The 17,482-nt window shown below is 71.3% G+C and carries 12 protein-coding genes; 4 read left to right on the top strand and 8 right to left on the bottom strand.

Annotated elements, in window-relative coordinates:
* Positions 1-6: 6 nt before the first annotated feature.
* The 3 genes from pepN to ACTWQI_RS10090 form a co-directional block, all read right to left on the bottom strand.
* Positions 7-2,514, bottom strand: coding sequence for an aminopeptidase N (gene pepN, locus ACTWQI_RS10100; RefSeq protein ID WP_443269441.1), 2,508 nt, complete (start codon positions 2,512-2,514; stop codon positions 7-9).
* 190 nt (positions 2,515-2,704) lie between these two features.
* Positions 2,705-3,097, bottom strand: a complete 393-nt coding sequence (locus ACTWQI_RS10095; RefSeq protein ID WP_443269440.1) for a chorismate mutase — start codon at positions 3,095-3,097, stop codon at positions 2,705-2,707.
* Positions 3,098-3,289: 192 nt separating this feature from the next.
* Positions 3,290-4,096, bottom strand: coding sequence for a S1 family peptidase (locus tag ACTWQI_RS10090; RefSeq protein WP_443269439.1), 807 nt, complete (start codon positions 4,094-4,096; stop codon positions 3,290-3,292).
* 358 nt (positions 4,097-4,454) lie between these two features.
* Between ACTWQI_RS10090 and ACTWQI_RS10085 the strand changes: the two genes are divergently transcribed.
* Positions 4,455-5,360, top strand: coding sequence for a hypothetical protein (locus ACTWQI_RS10085; RefSeq protein ID WP_443269438.1), 906 nt, complete (start codon positions 4,455-4,457; stop codon positions 5,358-5,360).
* 17 nt (positions 5,361-5,377) lie between these two features.
* Positions 5,378-6,439 (top strand): LacI family DNA-binding transcriptional regulator, encoded by a 1,062-nt coding sequence (locus ACTWQI_RS10080; RefSeq protein WP_443269437.1) that lies wholly within the window; start codon positions 5,378-5,380, stop codon positions 6,437-6,439.
* A gap of 15 nt (positions 6,440-6,454) precedes the next feature.
* On the opposite strand, the gene ACTWQI_RS10075 is transcribed toward ACTWQI_RS10080, so the two are convergent.
* From ACTWQI_RS10075 to ACTWQI_RS10065, 3 genes are read right to left on the bottom strand one after another with little or no spacing between them, the layout of a single operon-like run.
* On the bottom strand, positions 6,455-7,165 hold the full coding sequence (locus ACTWQI_RS10075) for a sulfite exporter TauE/SafE family protein (protein WP_443269436.1): 711 nt from the start codon (positions 7,163-7,165) through the stop codon (positions 6,455-6,457).
* The gene (locus ACTWQI_RS10070) at positions 7,162-8,592 is read right to left on the bottom strand and encodes an amidohydrolase family protein (RefSeq protein ID WP_443269435.1); all 1,431 of its coding nucleotides are present in this window, start codon (positions 8,590-8,592) and stop codon (positions 7,162-7,164) included. Before ACTWQI_RS10070 ends, ACTWQI_RS10075 begins: the two co-directional genes overlap by 4 nt.
* Positions 8,589-9,992, bottom strand: coding sequence for a uracil-xanthine permease family protein (locus ACTWQI_RS10065; protein WP_443269434.1), 1,404 nt, complete (start codon positions 9,990-9,992; stop codon positions 8,589-8,591). The genes ACTWQI_RS10070 and ACTWQI_RS10065 overlap by 4 nt, the downstream gene beginning before the upstream one ends.
* Before the next feature lie 258 nt (positions 9,993-10,250).
* Here ACTWQI_RS10065 and ACTWQI_RS10060 point away from each other — a divergent pair, with 258 nt between their 5' ends.
* Together ACTWQI_RS10060 and ACTWQI_RS10055 are read left to right on the top strand one after the other, a co-directional pair.
* Positions 10,251-10,721, top strand: coding sequence for an SRPBCC family protein (locus ACTWQI_RS10060; RefSeq protein ID WP_443269433.1), 471 nt, complete (start codon positions 10,251-10,253; stop codon positions 10,719-10,721).
* Entirely contained in the window at positions 10,700-11,134 is a 435-nt protein-coding gene (locus ACTWQI_RS10055) for a CBS domain-containing protein (RefSeq protein WP_443269432.1), read from the top strand. Before ACTWQI_RS10060 ends, ACTWQI_RS10055 begins: the two co-directional genes overlap by 22 nt.
* Before the next feature lie 220 nt (positions 11,135-11,354).
* Here the strand turns inward: ACTWQI_RS10055 and ACTWQI_RS10050 are convergent, their stop codons facing one another.
* Positions 11,355-12,815, bottom strand: a complete 1,461-nt coding sequence (locus ACTWQI_RS10050; protein ID WP_443269431.1) for a glutamate synthase subunit beta — start codon at positions 12,813-12,815, stop codon at positions 11,355-11,357.
* On the bottom strand, positions 12,808-17,409 hold the full coding sequence (gene gltB, locus ACTWQI_RS10045; protein WP_443269430.1) for a glutamate synthase large subunit: 4,602 nt from the start codon (positions 17,407-17,409) through the stop codon (positions 12,808-12,810). Before gltB ends, ACTWQI_RS10050 begins: the two co-directional genes overlap by 8 nt.
* Positions 17,410-17,482: the final 73 nt, after the last annotated feature.

Genomic DNA, 17,482 nt, shown 5'->3' with positions numbered 1-17,482 from the left:
CGGGGCTCAGCGGGAGTTCACGCCGTCCCGGACGCGCAGGCCGCGGCGCAGATCGTCCAGTTGGTCGGCGAGTCTGCGGCGCAGCGCCGGGATGGGGTCGCTGTCGCGGAGGCACTTCTCCCCCAGGCGCAGGGTCTCGGCCTCTACCGCGTGGGCCGGGAAGGCGTAGCGGGCCAGGACCTCGGCGATGGCCGGGCCGCGGCGGGCGGCGGCGGCCACGGCCGCGGGGTAGTAGCGCGGCACGTAGTCCCGTGTGAGGTCGTGCTGTTCGGGCTGCCAGAAGCCCTCGGCGGTGGCGGTGACGAGGTACGCGGACAGTTCGTCGTGCTCGAACATCGCGGCCCAGGCGGCTTTCTTGGCCCGGGGGTCCGGGAGGGCGGCCCGGCAGCGGGCGGCGCCTTCCTGGCCGGTGGCACTGGGGTCCCGGCTGAGCTCGGCGTCGATGTCGGCCGTGGTCGCGGCGCCGAGGACCGAGAGCCGCTGCAGGGTCCGCCAGCGCAGTTCGGGGTCGAGTTCGGGACCGCCGGGGACCGCGCCGGTGGTGAGCCACTCGTGCAGCGTGTCGGGGTCGAGGGAGCTGTCGATGAAGGTGCGTACGGCGGTGAGCCGCAGGCCCGGCCCGGAGCCGTCCTCGGTGATCCGGAGCAGGTCGCGGCAGGTGGCGCGGAGGGTGGACAGCGCGGCCGGGCGGGTCTCCGCCGGCAGGAAGCAGTCGGTGACATGGGCGGAGGCGAAGGCCAGTACGCCCTGCACGATGGCGTTGTCCGGCTCGTTCGGGAGGTGGGCGCGGGCGGCGTCGAGGTAGGCGGCGGGCGGGAGGTGGCCGTCGCGGACCATGTCGCGAGCGGCGTTCCAGATCACCGCGCGGGTGAGGGGGTCCGGGAGCCGGGAAAGGGAACGGACGACGGTGTTCCAGGAGTTGGGGTCGAGGCGGATCTTGGCGTAGGTGAGGTCGCCGTCGTTGAGCAGGAGCAGGTCGGGGCGGGGTCCGGGGACGATGAGCGGCTGCGGGTCGCCGTCCTGGGGGATGTCGATGTCGAACCGGTCGCGGAGCGCGAGGTCGCCGGACCCGCCGGGGACGTGGACGTACCCGCCGGCGTTGATGCGGTGCGGTCTGCTGCCGGTGTGCTGCACGGCGAGCCGCCATCCGGCGCCGTCCTCCTCCACGTCGGCGGTGAGGGTGTCGACGCCGGTGGTGCGCAGCCACCGTTCGGCCCACGCGTGCACGTCGCGCCCGGAGGCGCGGGCGAGGGAGTCGATGAAGTCGGCGAGGGTGGCGTTGCCGAAGCGGTGCCGGGCGAGGTGGTCGTTGATGCCGGCGAGGAAGTCCGGCTCGCCGAGCCAGGCGACGAGTTGACGGAGTGCGGAGGCGCCTTTGGCGTAGGAGATGCCGTCGAAGTTGAGGAGTGCGGAGGCGGTGTCGGGTACGGCGTCGGGGTCCGGGGCGACGGGGTGGGTGGAGGGGCGCTGGTCCGCGTCGTAGCCCCAGCCCTTGCGGGCGACGGCGAAGCTGGTCCACGTGCCGGTGAAGTCCGTGGCCCCGGTGAGGATCTGGAAGCCCATGTACTCGGCGAAGGACTCGTTCAGCCAGATGTCGTCCCACCACTTCAGGGTGACCAGATCGCCGAACCACATGTGCGCCATCTCGTGCGCGACGACCATGGCGCGGGTCTGCCGCTCGGTGTCGGTGACGGCGGAGCGGTAGACGAACTCGTCGCGGAAGGTGACCAGTCCCGGATTCTCCATGGCGCCGGCGTTGAACTCGGGCACGAACGCCTGGTCGTACGAGTCGAAGGGGTACGGCTCGGCGAACTTCTGGTGGTAGCGGTCGAAGCAGCGCCGGGTGATGTCGAAGAGCTCCTCGGCGTCGGCGTCGAGGTGCGGCGCGAGGGAGCGCCGGCAGTGGAGGCCGACGGGCAGCCCGGCGTGCTCGGTGCGCACGGAGTGCCACGGCCCTGCGGCGACGGCGACGAGGTAGGTGGAGATACGGGGCGTGGGGGCGATCGTCCAGCGTCCCGGCTCCGTCTGCCGGGCGATCCCGTTCCCCAGGACGCTCCAGCCGTCCGGCGCGGTGACGGCGACGTCGAAGGCGGCCTTCAGGTCGGGCTGGTCGAAGGCGGCGAAGACCCGCTGCACGTCGTCGAGGAAGAGCTGGGTGTAGAGGTACGTCTCGCCGTCGGCGGGGTCGGTGAAGCGGTGCATGCCCTCGCCGGTGTGCGAGTAGCGCATGTCCGCTTCTACCCGGAGCTCGTGCGGGCCTGCCACGAGGGCGAGGGGGAGCCGGTTGCCGTCGAGCGCCGCCGGGTCGAGCGCCTGCCCGTCGAGCACGGCCCGGTGCAGGGCCGCGGGCTTCAGCTCAACGAAGGTGTCCGCGGCGTGGCGCGCGGTGAAGCGGATGACAGTGGTGGAGCCGAAGACCTGCTCACCGCGGGTGAGGTCCAGGTCGACGGTGTAGGCGTGGACGTCGAGGAGCTGGGCTCGGGTCTGCGCTTCGTCGCGCGTCAGTGCGGGCATGGGGCCATGCTGCCTGATGCCCTGCGGACTGCGTATGGGATTATTCCGGCCGTACGCGCGGTCTTTCCAAGAAGGCCCAGATGGTGAAGCGCGGGCGGGAGTTGGGCACTTCGGGGGCGTTGGGCGGCGACGGGATGGTTCGCTGGCGGCCGGTCCGCCGTGGACCGGTGGCGTGGCGTGGATCAGCCGGTCACGGCTGCGGGATCCGCCCGGCCCGTTGCCGGCCGTTCCCGGAGTCGGCGGCGATCGTCTCGTGGTGCCGGATCACCTCGGCGATGATGAAGCCCAGGAACTTCTCGGCGAAGGCCGGGTCCAGCTTGGCGTTCTCGGCGAGCTGGCGCAGCCGGACGATCTGCCGGGCCTCGCGGTCCGGGTCCGCCGGGGGCAGATGGTGCTGGGCCTTGAGACGGCCGACCTGCTGGGTGCACTTGAAGCGCTCGGCCAGCATGTGGACGACCGCCGCGTCGATGTTGTCGATGCTGTCGCGCAGCCGCTCCAGCTCGGCCCGGACGGCCTCGTCGGCGATGTCGCCGGTGTTCGCGGACTGGCCAGGCTGGTCGTGCTGGTCGGGCTGGTCACTCATCAAGCGGGCTCCGATGGCGCGGTGGCGGATCACATGCGGCGGACGGCTCACCGTAACAGGGCCCGCACCTCGCGCCGTAGCGTGCACCGCAGGCCAGAGTCGGTACACGGGCCGGGACAGACAGGTCCGGCGCCCGCGCGCGGACGCACGGGCGCCGGATGGAGCTGTCGTCTGCGAACTGTGGTGTACGGGTCAGCCGCCGAGCTGGGCCGCCCCGGCCTCGATGTCCTTCGCGAAGTGGCTCACCTCGGTGTAGACGCCGGGCTTGCCGGGCCGGGCGCAGCCCTCGCCCCAGCTGACTATCCCGACCTGGATCCAGGCGCCCGCGTTGTCCTTGCGGAACATCGGACCGCCGGAGTCACCCTGGCAGGTGTCCACGCCGCCGGTGTCCATCTTGCCGGCGCAGATCTCCTCGGCCGTCACCAGGTCCTTGTACGAGCCGCCGGCGCTCTTGCAGGTGGCGTCGTCGACGAAGGGCACCTCGGCCTTGAGCAGATACCGCTGCTGGTTGCCGCCTTCCCGGTCGGCGCCCCAGCCCGCGACGGTGAAGGTGCCGTTGTCGTAGTCCGTGCTCTTGGCGATCTGCAGGGTCGGGAGGTCGATCGGCTGGGCGAGCTTGATCAGCGCCCAGTCCTTGCCCGTGCCGTTGTAGCCAGGGGCCTGGAGGACCCGGGTGGACTTGACCTTGACGGCGCTCGAGTCCTGGAGGTCCACGACCCCGGCGGTGGCTGTGATGCCGGTGTTCGAGCCCGAGCCCCTCACGCAGTGGGCCGCGGTGAGGACGATGGTCTTGCTGTAGAGAGCGCCGCCGCATCCCATGGACAGGCGCACCATGAAGGGGAACTCGCCCTTGGCGGCGGGCTTGCCGCCCACGACGGGCGGTGCCGCACCGGCGTCGGCGGGCTGTGCCTGGGCCATGTTCGGCTGCAGGCTCACGGCCGCCAGCACGACGGCACCGGCCGCTGCTGCTCTCTTCAGGGTCTTGACGAGGGTGTTCAACGGATGTCCTTTCGTGGGGGGTCTGCACGCCTTGACGAGCGCATGCCAACGAGGAGGACGGAGAAAACCGCCGCAAGGTTGTCTCGAGCCGCGGCGGCGCGTGGAACGTCCGGATCCCGGGGGCATGAGTCCGTAATGGGCGCCTTTGGATTATCCGGATGCGGTCGCGCGCATGACAAGAGTTCCCAACCGGCCAATTCCTGGCCGGTTTTCACGCCGATCCGCCCCGCCGGGCACCTGCTCGGCGTACCAGGGGCCCGCGGCCGCGCCGGCCGCACCCTGCACAGGCTCCCCCAGCTACCGCTGGGTGGTGCCCCCAGGCCCGCGCCCGGCCGGCGCACGACCGTACAGTTGACGCGTGGGAACCGGCAGCGACGTCGTGCACGGCTATCCGCACGTCGAGACCGTGCGGTCGGCCATCACCGCCCTCTACCGGCGGCTGTCGTACGACACCGTGCGCACCTTCTCCACCAGCGTCATCCCCGCCGAGGTGGCCTTCGCCGACAACGACGACCTCTACCTCGGGGTGCAGCGCGTGGCCAGGACAATGGTCCAGCACCTGCGCCTCCCGGACGCCCGCATGATCGTCAGCTTCCGGGACATGCACCACGCCGCGAATGTGGAACTCGCCGCGGGGCCGGAGTACTTCATCGAGCTGAACAGCCGCTTCAAGACCCATCGCCGGGACATCGGAGCCGCGCTCGCCCACGAGGTGACGCATATCTATCTGCACCGCCTCGATCTGTCCCTCGGCGGCACCCGCGACGACGAGATCCTGACCGACACGGTGGCGACGTACCTGGGAGCGGGCTGGCTGCTGCTCGACGCCTACCGCGAGGACTCGGTGTCCTCGCAGAAGCTGGGCTATCTCACCCCGGAGGAGTTCGGGTACGTCCTCGCCAAGCGGGCACTGGTCTTCGGCGAGGAGCCGTCGATCTGGTTCACCAGCCCGCAGGCGTACACCGCGTACACCGCCGGGATGGCGCTCGCCCGCCGCGACGGCCGGCAGCCGCCGCTGACCGCCTCCGGCTGGATGGGCCGCCACCGCTACGCCAAGGACCGGCGTTCGAGCCAGGAGCGGCACGGCACCGGGCCCGCCCCGGCGCCGCCACCCCCGGGGGCCGCCTACGCCTTCGAGGGGACGGGGCCGCTGCGGGTCACCTTCCCGTGTCCGACCTGCCACCAGCGCATCCGTGTGCCCGTGCGGGGACGGGTACGGGCGCGCTGCGGGCTGTGCCGTACGGTTCTGGACTGCGACACCTGAAGGGAGCGCCCGCCGCGATGACCACCTCCCGCGCCGAAGGCCCGGCCGACCCAGCACCGGGCGCCACTGCCCGGCCCCCGACGATCGCCGACGTCGCGCGGGCCGCGGGGGTCTCACGGACGACCGTTTCGCACGCCCTCAACAACCTCGGCAAGGTCGACCCGCGCACCCGAGAGCGGGTGAAGAAGGCCGCCGCCGAGCTGGGCTACCGTCCGAACCTCCGGGCGCAGCGGCTGCGCCGCGGCCAGGCCCGGGCGATCGCGCTCGCCTCCTCCATGCCCTTCGCGGTGGCGGGCGGGCCGTCCCGCCTCGGCTTCTACATGGAGGTCGCGGCCGCCGCGGCGGAACGCGCGCTGGTGCACGACTTCGCGCTCGTGCTCGTCCCGCCGGTGCAGTCCGCGACAGGTCTGAACTCCGTCGACATCGACGGCGCGATCGTCGTCGAGCCCGAGGACGACGACGTGGCGGTGGCACAGCTGCGCGAGCGCGGGCTGCCGTACGTCGCGCTGGGCCGCCAGGTCGCGGCGGAGGCCGACGCCCCGTACGTGGATCTGCGGGCGGGCGCGGTCACCGAGCTGCTGCTGGCCCATCTACGGGCGCAGGGCGCGCGCCGCCCCGCACTCATCACCGGTGCGAGCACCCGCCACTCCTCCGTGGACGCGCGCGCCGCGTACGCACGCGTGGCCGAGGCCGAGGGCTGGCCTCCGGTGTCCGCGACCGCCCCCGAGGCGGGCGGCGAGGAGGCGGGGTACGCGTGCTGTGCCGCGCTGCTGGACGAGCATCCGGAAACCGACGCGGTCTGCGCCATGGTCGACGCCTTCGCGGTGGGCGCGGTCCGCGCGATCAAGGACAGCGGCCGCGGGATCCCGGACGACGTCATGGTCGTCACCCGCTACGACGGGCTGCGCGCCAAGACGTGCGAGCCGCCGCTGACGGCGGTGGACCTGCACCTGGACCGGGCGGCCGCTGACGCGGTCGAACTCTTGCTGGCCCGCCTCCGCGGCGACACCACCCCCACGGTCCTCTCGGCGCCCACGCCGACAGTCGTCCCGCGGGCCTCCTCCCTGCGCACGGGCTGACGCCCCGGTGCGCGCTCAGACGCCCAACATGAGCACGATGCCCGACGCGAGGGCGAAGGTCAGGACCATGACGCGCATGCGGTCCGCGTCGACGCGGTGGTGGACGAGGCGGCTGAGCCAGGCGCCGAACGCCAGGGCGGGCAGGACCAGCAAGGTGGGCCAGAGCTGGTCGGCGTGCCCCCGCCCCGTCCCGAACAGCAGCCCCAGCGACGCCACTTCGCCGACCAGGAAGCACACCGCGACCGTCGAGCGCAGCTCCGCGGGCGGACGGTGCTGGTAGACCAGGGCGAGCGGCGGGCCGCCCACGCCGGTCGCGGTCTCGGTGAGGCCGGTGACCGCCCCGGCGCCCAGATACGCGCCACGCCCAGGGGTGAACGCCGGGGCGGCCAGGCTCGCCATCGCGGCGAGCACGGTCGAGGCACCGACGAGCAGGCCCAACCGGCGCTCCGGGACCGCCCAGAGCAGCACCAGCCCGAGCGGCGTCGCCGCCAGCCGCGCCGCCGTGATCCAGCCCGCGCCGCTCAGGTCGAGGCTGGCCCGCTCGCGCCACGCGACGTACAGATTCAACGGGACCATCGCCGCCAGCAGGAACACGGGCAGTACCCCCGGCGCCAACAGCCCTGCCACCGGCGCCACGATGAGCGCGAAGCCCACCCCGCTCGTGCCCTGGACGAAAGCCGCGACGGCGACGGTGGCGGCGAGGAGAGCCAGTACCTCCGCACTCACCGGGCCGCGCTCCGCGGCGCGGACTGCGCGGCGTCGTTCCGCTCCGCGCGGTGCTGCGACGACGTGAGGTGGACCCGGATGACCGGCGCCCGCAGCACCGTCTCGCGGCCGGCGGCGGCCGCCCGCTCGACCAGCTCGTGGCCGTCCCAGTCGACCGGCCAGCCCTGCCACATGCGCAGCCGCCCGGCGACGAACACCGCGCTGATCTGGTCCCGGTTGGCCAGCCGTACGAGCTCCCACGGCAGGTCCCAGGACGGGCGCAGCTCGGGCACGTTGATGTCGACGAGCAGGAAGTCGGCCGCGGCCCCGACGGCGATCCGCCCGGTCAGCGCCCCGAGACCGACGGCGTCGGCGCCTCCGGCCGTGGCGTGTTCCAGCCACGTCCAGCCCGCGCCGCAGGAGGAGTCGCCACTGCTGAGGCCGTACGCGATGCGCTGGGCGAACTCAGCCGCGTCCACGAGCCGGAAGGCGTCGCCCCGCGTGCCGTCGGTGCCGAGCCCGAAGCGGATGCCCAGTTCGGCCATGGCGGTGGCCGGGGCGACGGCGTTGCCCTTCCAGGCACTCGCGACCGGGTTGTAGCTGACGGCCGCCCCGCTGTCGCGCAGCAGAAGCAGCTCGGCGGGAGTGAGCAGGGTGGCGTGCGCGGCGAGGAGCTGCGGGCCGAGCGCGCCGACGTGGTGCAGATACTCCAGCGGCCGCAGCCCGTGCCGTACGAGGGACCGCTCGACGGCGGCGAGATGTTCGTTGACGTGGATCTGGACGACGGCGTCGGCCTCAGCGGCCAGCCGGGAGACCGTGCGGAGGGTGTTCGCGGAGCCGGCCTCGGGGACCGAGACGGCCAGCGACGGGTGCACCAGGTCCGTACTCTCGTAGCGCGCCAGGTGCTTGTCGGCGGCGGTCAGGATCTCCGCCGGGTCGGCGCCGGGGCTCGCGGCGTCGTTGTCGTTGCAGACGAGCCCGAGGACACAGCGGATTCCGGCGTCGGCGGTCGCCCGGGCGACCGCGTCCACGTCGACGGGTGCTCGGGTCCCGGCGTCGGCGACGGTGGTGAACCCTCCGCGCAGCGCTTCCAGCGCGGCCAACTTCGCGGCCAGATACGCCGATTCCTCGTCGAGCGCTCCCTCCAGCGGCACCCACACCCGGCGGAAGATCTCGGAGGGTTCACCGAAGGCGAGCGCGGAGCCGAAGCTCTGGGTGAGGTGGTGGTGGGTGTCGATGAAACCGGGCATGAGGGCCTGGCCCGGCATGCGCACCGGGGCGAGCCAGGCGTGCTCGCGCTGCAGCCGCGCCGTCGGCCCGACTGCCCGGAACACCCCGCCGTCCACGACAACCGCGTGGTCGTGCACCGGCCCTTCGGGGGCGAGCAGGACGTCCGGTACGAGCAGCAGGGACTCGGCGGACAGGGAGCCGGGGGGCGGCGTGCTCATCGATGGCTTTCTTTCTGTCGGGGCTGTCCGGACCGGAGTCGTACGGGCCGGAGTTGTACGGACCGGAGCCGTTCGGGCCGCAGTCGTACGTGGTGGAAGAGGACGTTGAGAACGCCGGCGGTGAACGCCCCGACCGCGACGCCGTTCTCCAGGAGGATGCGGACGTTCGGCGGGAACCCGCCGTAGACGCCGGGGATGAGGATCGGCAGCAGGCCGAGGGCGATGGCGGTCGCGCAGATGAAGGTGTTGGCGTGGTCGTCGAGACGCGCGCGGCCGAGCATCTGCACGCCCAGCACCGTGATCACCGCGAACACCACCATCGCGGTGCCGCCGACCACCGCCGACGGGATGGCGCTGATGGCCCGCGTGACAGGGGCGACGAAGCCGATGGCGACGAGGACGACCCCGGCCGCGGCCGTGACGAACCGGCTGCGGACTCCGGTGACGCGGACGATGCCGATGTTCTCGCCACTCGTGACCAGCAGCGGAAGGCCGAAGAAGCCGCCGAGGAAGGAGGTGACCGCGTCGCCGCGAATGGTCCCCGGTACCTCCCGCCGTGGGTCGATCTCCTTGCCGACGGCCTCGGCGTTGATCACGGTCTGCCCAGTGGCCTCTGCCATCGAGGCGATGCTGTAGAGCAGCAGTGGCAGCGAGGCGATCAGGCTGAATTGAGGCGTGCCGAACGGCAGCAGCTGCGGCGCGTGCAGCAGCCCGCCCTCGGCGACCAACCCGAAGTCGACGCTGCCGAGCAGGAACGCCAGCACAGTGCCGGCCACGAGCCCGAGCATGACGGCCAGTTGACGCAGCAGGCCGCTGCACAACCGGTAGAAGGCGATGGTGAAGCCGATCGTCGCCAGGCCGAGCGCGAGGTTGGTGGTGTCGCCGAAGCCGGGCGTGCCGGGTCGCCCGGTGACGAGCAGTGCGCCCACCTTCACCAGGTTCACACCGACGATGACGATCATCGTGCCGATGACCAGGGCGGGAAAGTACTTCAGCAGGCGCGAGAAGACCGGCAGCACGACGAAGTAGAAGAGCCCGGTGAGGATCACCGCGCCGGTCGCGGTGCGCACGCCGTGCTGCTCTGCGATCGCCAGGAAGAGCACGATCGGTGCGCCGCCCGGCAGCATGACGAACGGCAGCCGGGCCCCGATGCGCCAAGGTCCCAACGACTGGATCAGCGATCCGAGACCGGAGAGGACGAACGCGGCCGAGAGCAGGTCGACGGTCAGCTCGGCGGACAGTCCGAGCGTGGCGCTCACCAGGAAGACGCTGGAAATCGGCGTCGCGGCCATCACGAGGACGTGCTGGATGCCGAAGAGCAGCACCTTGGAGAGCGGGCGGCGTTCGTCGACGGGGTGGGTCGGTGTGCTGGTGGTGCAGGGTGCCGAGGGTGTTGCCATGTACGAGCTCCGTTCGGCTCGGTCCGGCGGATGCAGGGGCCAAATCGATTTGGCCAAATCGATTTGGCGCCCAGTATGGAGAGCGCCGGCGGGGAGCGTCAATGCCTCCGGCAGGACTCGGCCCCGGGCTCGGACCGGGCTCGCGCAGCACCGCGGGGCCGACCCCGGGACCGCACCTCGAGTCGCATTCTGCTTCCGCCCCGAGTCGCATCCTGGGCCCGGGCGGCGCAACCTGGATATCAGGTTGGAGGTCTTTCGATGAGCACGCTCGAAGAGCAGATCGACATCGACGTACCGGCGAAGGTGGCCTGGGACTGCCTCCACCGCGTGGAGGACTACCCGCACTTCGTAGGAGGGGTCCGCAAGGCCCGCACGGCCGGCGCACACCAGGCTCACTTCGACATCGACGCCGGTGACCGGGTTTATGAGCTTGACGCCGAGATACTCGACCGGGGCCAGGGGCGGCTGATGATGTGGCGGACCACGTCGGGAGCCCATCTTGCGGGCACCTTCTCCGTCCTGCCGCTCGACCCCGAGCACACCCGAGTCCAGGTGCGAGTGGAGTACGACCCGGACACGGTCAAGGAGGAATTCGGCGGCCCGAAGGGATTCGCGCAGGCGAGCGCGATCGAACGGCTTGTCCGCGACGACTTGCGGCAGTTCAAGGACCTGGCGGAGCGGAAGCAAGACGAAGGAAAGGACCGGCCATGGCCACGACAGAAAACCTGAGGGCCCGCGACGTCATGCACGAGGGCACCCAGTGCGTCGGAGAGAACGAGACCCTGCTGGATGCCGCGCGCATGATGCGTGACCTCGACGTCGGCTGCGTCCCGATCTGCGGCACGGACAACCGGCTCAAGGGCATGATCACCGACCGCGACATCGTGATCGGCTGTTGCGCGGAGGACCGGAACCCGCGGGAGGTGAAGGCCTCCGAATTCTCCGGTGTGCTGCACTGGATCGACGCCGACGCCCCCATCACCGAGGTCCTGGATCTGATGGAGACCCATCAGATCAAGCGCGTCCCGGTGATCGACGTACGCAACAGCCACCGGCTGATCGGCATGATCAGCGAGCAGAACCTCGCAAGGAACATCAGCGACGCGCAGCTTGCGGAGTTCGTCGAGCGCGTCTACGCCTGACGGCCCGGCACTGCCGGGACGGTCTCGGCATCACCGGGACCAGCGCCGGGGGCCGTGCTCCCCGGCGCCGCCGGCACAATCCACGGCCGCAGCGCGCGCCACCCGACGCGGAACAGGCCGCGGCGCCTGCCTCCGGTGCGGTCGGGGTGAGACAGGCGCCGCGGTTCCCGTCCGTACGCCGTTGTACGGAACAGCTGAGGCGGCCGGGCGGATCCGGCGCTCAGACCGTCAAGGCACGGTCCGTCGGCCGGATCGGGGCCGGCAGGGAGCTGGCCCCGGTGAGGTACCGGTCGACACCACGCGCCGCGGAGCGGCCCTCGGCGATCGCCCAGACGATCAGCGACTGGCCGCGGCCCGCGTCACCGGCGACGTAGACGCCGGGCACATTGGTCGCGAAGTCGGCGTCGCGCGCGATGTTGCCGCGGGCGTCCAGCTCCAGGCCGAACTGCTGGACCAGGCCGTTCTCCTGGTCGGTGCCGGTGAAGCCCATGGCCAGCGTGACCAGTTGGGCCGGGATCTTCCGCTCGGTGCCCGGCTTCTGCTCGAGCTTTCCGTCCTTGAACTCGACCTCGATCAGGTGCAGGAACTGCACGTTCCCGTCCTCATCACCCTCGAAGTGAGTGGTGGAGACGGAGTACACGCGCTCGCCGCCCTCCTCGTGCGCCGAGGTGACCTTGTAGAGCATCGGGAACGTCGGCCACGGCTGGGTGGCGTTCCGGTCCTCGCCCGGCTTGGGCATGATCTCCAGCTGGGTCACGGAGGCCGCGCCCTGCCGGTGGGCCGTACCGACGCAGTCCGCGCCGGTGTCGCCGCCGCCGATGACGACGACGTGCTTGCCCTCGGCGGTGATCGGCGGCGCGACGTAGTCGCCCTCCTGGACCTTGTTGGCGAGCGGCAGGTACTCCATCGCCTGGTGGATGCCGTTCAGCTCGCGCCCCGGCACCGGCAGGTCGCGCGGCATCGTGGCGCCGGCCGCGATGACGACCGCGTCATAGCGCTTGCGCAGCTTCGCCGCGTCGACGTCCCGGCCGATCTCCACACCCGTACGGAACTTGGTGCCCTCCGCGCGCATCTGCTCGATACGGCGGTTGATGTGGCGCTTCTCCATCTTGAACTCGGGGATGCCGTAGCGCAGCAGGCCGCCGATCCGGTCGGCGCGCTCGTAGACGGCGACCGTGTGACCCGCCCGGGTGAGCTGCTGGGCGGCCGCGAGGCCCGCGGGGCCTGAGCCGATGACGGCGACGGTCTTCCCCGACAGCCGCTCCGGCGGCTGCGGCGTGACATCGCCGTTGTCCCATGCCTTGTCGATGATGGTGACCTCGACGTTCTTGATGGTCACCGCGGGCTGGTTGATGCCCAGCACACAGGCCGACTCGCAGGGAGCCGGGCACAGCCGCCCGGTGAACTCCGGGAAGTTGTTGGTGGCGTGCAGCCGCTCGCTCGCCCCGGCCCAGTCCTCGCGGTAGGCGTAGTCGTTCCACTCGGGGATGAGGTTTCCCAGCGGACAGCCGTTGTGGCAGAACGGGATACCGCAGTCCATGCACCGGCCGGCCTGCTTGCTGATGATCGGCAGCAGCGAGCCGGGGACGTAGACCTCGTTCCAGTCCTTGACGCGCTCACCGACGGGGCGGGGCTGGGCGACCTCGCGCCCGGTGGTCAGGAAGCCCTTGGGGTCAGCCACGGGTCGCCGCCTCCATCATCTTCTCGTGGGTCTCGGACTCGGAGAGTCCGGCTCGCTCGGCGGCGTCCTTGGCGGCGAGCACTGCTTTGTACGTGGGCGGCGTGACCTTGCTGAAGCGGGTCACCGCCGCGTCCCAGTCGGCGAGGAGCTTCTCGGCGACGGTGGAGCCGGTCTCCTCGTGGTGGCGGCGCACGACGTCGTGCAGCCACCGCCGGTCGTCGGCGTCCAGCGGTCCGACGGCCGGCACCAGGTCCTTGTTCACACTTCCGGGGTCGAGGTCGACGACATACGCGAAGCCGCCCGACATGCCCGCCGCGAAGTTGCGGCCGGTGGCACCGAGGACGACCGCGTTGCCACCGGTCATGTACTCGCAGCCGTGGTCGCCCACGCCCTCGGACACCACCGTCGCGCCGGAGTTGCGCACGCAGAAGCGCTCGCCGACCCGCCCGCGGAGGAAGATCTCGCCGCCGGTCGCGCCGTACGCGATGGTGTTGCCCGCGATGGTCGAGTACTCGGCCAGGTGGTCGGCGCCGCGGTCCGGGCGGACCACGAGACGGCCGCCGGACAGGCCCTTGCCGACGTAGTCGTTGGCGTCGCCCTCCAGTCGGAGGGTGATGCCGCGTGGCACGAACGCGCCGAACGACTGGCCCGCGGAGCCGGTGAAGGTGATGTCGATGGTGTCGTCGGGCAGGCCGGCACCACCGAACTTCTTCGTCACCTCGTGGCCCAGCATGGTGCCGACCGTGCGGTTGATGTTGCGGATGGAAACCTGGGCGCGCACCGGCTGCGCCGCCTCGGCGGTGTCCGCGGTCAGGGCGTCGGCGGCGAGCTTGATCAGCTCGTTGTCCAGCGCCTTCTCCAGGCTGTGGTCCTGTTCGACGAGCCGGTGGCGGACGGCCCCGTCCGGCAGCTCCGGCACGTGCAGCAGCGGTTCCAGGTCCAGGCCCTGGGCCTTCCAGTGGCTCACGGCGCGCTGGGTGTCGAGGAGTTCGGCGTGGCCGACGGCCTCCTCGAGCGTCCGGAAGCCCAGCTCGGCCAGCAGCTCGCGGACCTCCTCGGCGATGAACTCGAAGTAGTTCACGACGAATTCGGCCTTGCCGCTGAAGCGCTCGCGCAGCACCGGGTTCTGGGTGGCGATGCCGACCGGGCAGGTGTCCAGGTGGCAGACGCGCATCATGATGCAGCCCGACACCACCAGCGGAGCGGTGGCGAAGCCGAACTCCTCGGCGCCGAGCAGCGCGGCGATGACCACGTCACGGCCGGTCTTCAGCTGACCGTCGGTCTGCACGACGATACGGTCGCGCAGGCCGTTGAGCAGCAGCGTCTGCTGGGTCTCGGCGAGGCCGAGCTCCCAGGGGCCGCCCGCGTGCTTGAGCGAGGTGAGCGGCGAGGCGCCCGTACCGCCGTCGTGACCCGAGATCAGCACGACGTCCGCGTGGGCCTTGGACACCCCGGCCGCGACCGTGCCGACGCCGACCTCCGAGACCAGCTTGACGTGAATGCGGGCCTGCGGGTTGGCGTTCTTCAGGTCGTGGATCAGCTGGGCCAGATCCTCGATGGAGTAGATGTCGTGGTGCGGCGGCGGGGAGATCAGCCCCACGCCCGGCGTGGAGTGCCGGGTCTTGGCCACCCACGGGTACACCTTGTGGCCCGGCAGCTGGCCGCCCTCGCCGGGCTTCGCGCCCTGCGCCATCTTGATCTGGATGTCGTCGGCGTTGACCAGGTACTCGCTGGTCACCCCGAAGCGCCCGGAGGCGACCTGCTTGATCGAGGAGCGCCGCGCCGGGTCGTACAGGCGCTCCGGGTCCTCGCCGCCCTCACCGGTGTTGGACTTGGCGCCCAGCTGGTTCATGGCGATGGCGAGGGTCTCGTGCGCCTCCTTGGAGATGGAGCCGTACGACATGGCGCCGGTGGAGAAGCGCTTGACGATCTCGCTGACCGGCTCGACCTCGTCGAGCGGGACCGGCTCGCGGTCGCTCTTGAGCTGGAACAGACCGCGCAGTGTCATCAGCCGCTCGGACTGCTCGTCGACGCGCTGCGTGTACTGCTTGAAGATGTCGTAGCGGCGGGCGCGCGTGGAGTGCTGCAGCCGGAAGACCGTCTCCGGGTCGAACAGGTGCGGCTCGCCCTCGCGACGCCACTGGTACTCGCCGCCGATCTCCAGGGCACGGTGGGCCGGGGCGATGCCCGAGGCGGGGTACGCCTTGGCGTGCCGCTCGGCGACCTCTTTGGCGATGACCTCCAGGCCCGCGCCGCCGATCTTGGTGGCGGTGCCGTGGAAGTAGCTGCCGACGAACTCCTCGTCGAGACCCACCGCCTCGAAGACCTGCGCACCGCGGTAGGAGGCGACCGTGGAGATGCCCATCTTGGACATCACCTTCAGCACGCCCTTGCCCAGCGCCTTGATGAGGTTCTTGATGGCGGCCTCGGCCTCGATGCCGGGCAGGAAGGTACCCGCGCGGACCAGGTCCTCGACCGACTCCATGGCGAGGTACGGGTTGACGGCCGCGGCTCCGTAGCCGATGAGCAGCGCGACGTGGTGCACCTCGCGGACGTCACCGGCCTCGACGAGCAGGCCCACCTGGGTGCGCTGCTTGGTCCGGATGAGGTGGTGGTGAACCGCGGAGGTGAGCAGCAGCGACGGGATCGGCGCGTGCTCGGCGTCCGAGTGCCGGTCGGAGAGCACGATCAGCCGCGCGCCGTCGGCGATCGCGGAGTCGGCCTCGGCACAGATCTCGGCGATCCGGGCGGCCAGCGCGTCGCCGCCGCCGTGCACCCGGTAGAGGCCGGAGAGGGTGGCGGCCTTGAAGCCGGGCAGATCGCCGTCGGCGTTGATGTGGATGAGCTTGGCCAGCTCGTCGTTGTCGATCACCGGGAACGGCAGGGTGACGCTGCGGCAGGACGCGGCGTTCGGGTCCAGCAGGTTGCCCTGCGGGCCGAGCGTGGAGATCAGCGAGGTGACCAGCTCCTCGCGGATGGCGTCCAGCGGCGGGTTGGTGACCTGCGCGAACAGCTGGGTGAAGTAGTCGAAGAGCAGCCGGGGGCGCTCGGACAGCGCGGCGATCGGCGAGTCCGTACCCATCGAACCGATCGGCTCGACACCGGTCTTGGCCATCGGCGCGAGAATGACGCGCAGCTCCTCCTCGGTGTAGCCGAAGGTCTGCTGGCGGCGGGTGACCGAGGCGTGGGTGTGCACGATGTGCTCGCGCTCGGGCAGGTCCTCGAGCTCGATGATCCCGGCCTCGAGCCACTCCTGGTACGGGTGCTCCGCGGCAAGCTGCGCCTTGATCTCGTCGTCCTCGATGATGCGGTGCTCGGCGGTGTCGACGAGGAACATCCGGCCCGGCTGCAGCCGGCCCTTGCGCACGACCTTCGACGGGTCGATGTCGAGCACGCCGACCTCCGACGACAGCACCACAAGCCCGTCGTCGGTGACCCAGTAGCGGCCGGGGCGCAGACCGTTCCGGTCGAGGACGGCGCCGACCTGGGTGCCGTCGGTGAAGGTGACGCAGGCGGGGCCGTCCCAGGGCTCCATCATCGTCGAGTGGTACTGGTAGAAGGCGCGGCGGGCCGGGTCCATGGAGGTGTGGTTCTCCCACGCCTCGGGGACCATCATCAGCACCGCGTGCGGCAGGGAGCGGCCACCGAGGTGGAGCAGCTCCAGGACCTCGTCGAAGGACGCGGAGTCGGAGGCGCCGGGCGTACAGACCGGGAAGGTCCGTCCGAGGTCGTCGCCGCCGAAGTGTCCGCTCGCCAGCTGCGACTCGCGGGCGCGCATCCAGTTGCGGTTGCCCTGGACAGTGTTGATCTCGCCGTTGTGCGCGACGAAGCGGTACGGGTGGGCCAGCGGCCAGCTCGGGAAGGTGTTCGTCGAGAAGCGCGAGTGGACCAGCGCGATGGCGGTGGCGAACCGCCGGTCGGACAGGTCCGGAAAGAACGGCTCCAGCTGCCCGGTGGTGAGCATGCCCTTGTAGACGATGGTCCGCGCGGACAGCGACGGGAAGTAGACCCCGGCCTCGTGCTCGGCGCGCTTGCGCAGCACGAAGGCCTTGCGGTCGAGGGCGATGCCGCGGCTCTCGCGGTCGGTGACGAAGAGCTGGCGGAAGGCGGGCATGGTGGCCCGGGCTCCGTTGCCCAGCAGCTCAGGGGCGACCGGGACGTCACGCCAGCCGATGACCGTCAGGCCTTCCTCGGCGGCGATGGTCTCGATGCGGGCGGCCGCGGCCGCGCTTTCGCGGTCGTCCGCGGGCAGAAAGGCGATGCCGACGGCGTACGAACCGGCCTCGGGGAGAGCGAAGTCGACAGTCTCGCGCAGGAACGCGTCCGGGATCTGCAGCAGGATGCCCGCGCCGTCGCCGGAGTCCGGCTCGGAGCCAGTGGCCCCACGGTGCTCGAGGTTCCGCAGCACGGTGAGAGCCTGCTCCACGAGCTCGTGGCCGGCCTCGCCAGTGAGGGTGGCCACGAAGCCGACGCCACAGGCGTCGTGCTCGTTGCGCGGGTCGTACATTCCCTGCGGCGCGGGGCGCCCGTCCATGGGCGACCAGGCGGCGGTGCCGGTCGCGGAATGTTCGGACAGCTGGCGCGGCCTACGCATCGGCTCTCCCGTCGTCGTCGTGGCAGTGTCAGTGCCGAGGGACGACGTTGGCCCTCTGCGCATAAATTTTCGT

The sequence above is a fragment of the Streptomyces sp. KR80 genome (assembly GCF_052245555.1).
In the GTDB taxonomy this organism is placed as follows: Bacteria; Actinomycetota; Actinomycetes; order Streptomycetales; family Streptomycetaceae; genus Streptomyces.
This window is presented reverse-complemented; position numbering and strand designations above follow the sequence as displayed.

Excerpts from the sequence above, each read along its gene's own strand:
- ACTWQI_RS10060 (WP_443269433.1), top strand. The coding sequence starts at position 10,251 with ATGAGCACGCTCGAAGAGCAGATCGACATCGACGTACCGGCGAAGGTG.
- ACTWQI_RS10070 (WP_443269435.1), bottom strand. The coding sequence starts at position 8,592 with ATGAGCACGCCGCCCCCCGGCTCCCTGTCCGCCGAGTCCCTGCTGCTC.
- gltB (WP_443269430.1), bottom strand. The coding sequence starts at position 17,409 with ATGCGTAGGCCGCGCCAGCTGTCCGAACATTCCGCGACCGGCACCGCC.
- ACTWQI_RS10055 (WP_443269432.1), top strand. The coding sequence starts at position 10,700 with ATGGCCACGACAGAAAACCTGAGGGCCCGCGACGTCATGCACGAGGGC.
- ACTWQI_RS10095 (WP_443269440.1), bottom strand. The coding sequence starts at position 3,097 with ATGAGTGACCAGCCCGACCAGCACGACCAGCCTGGCCAGTCCGCGAAC.
- ACTWQI_RS10065 (WP_443269434.1), bottom strand. The coding sequence starts at position 9,992 with ATGGCAACACCCTCGGCACCCTGCACCACCAGCACACCGACCCACCCC.
- pepN (WP_443269441.1), bottom strand. The coding sequence starts at position 2,514 with ATGCCCGCACTGACGCGCGACGAAGCGCAGACCCGAGCCCAGCTCCTC.
- ACTWQI_RS10080 (WP_443269437.1), top strand. The coding sequence starts at position 5,378 with ATGACCACCTCCCGCGCCGAAGGCCCGGCCGACCCAGCACCGGGCGCC.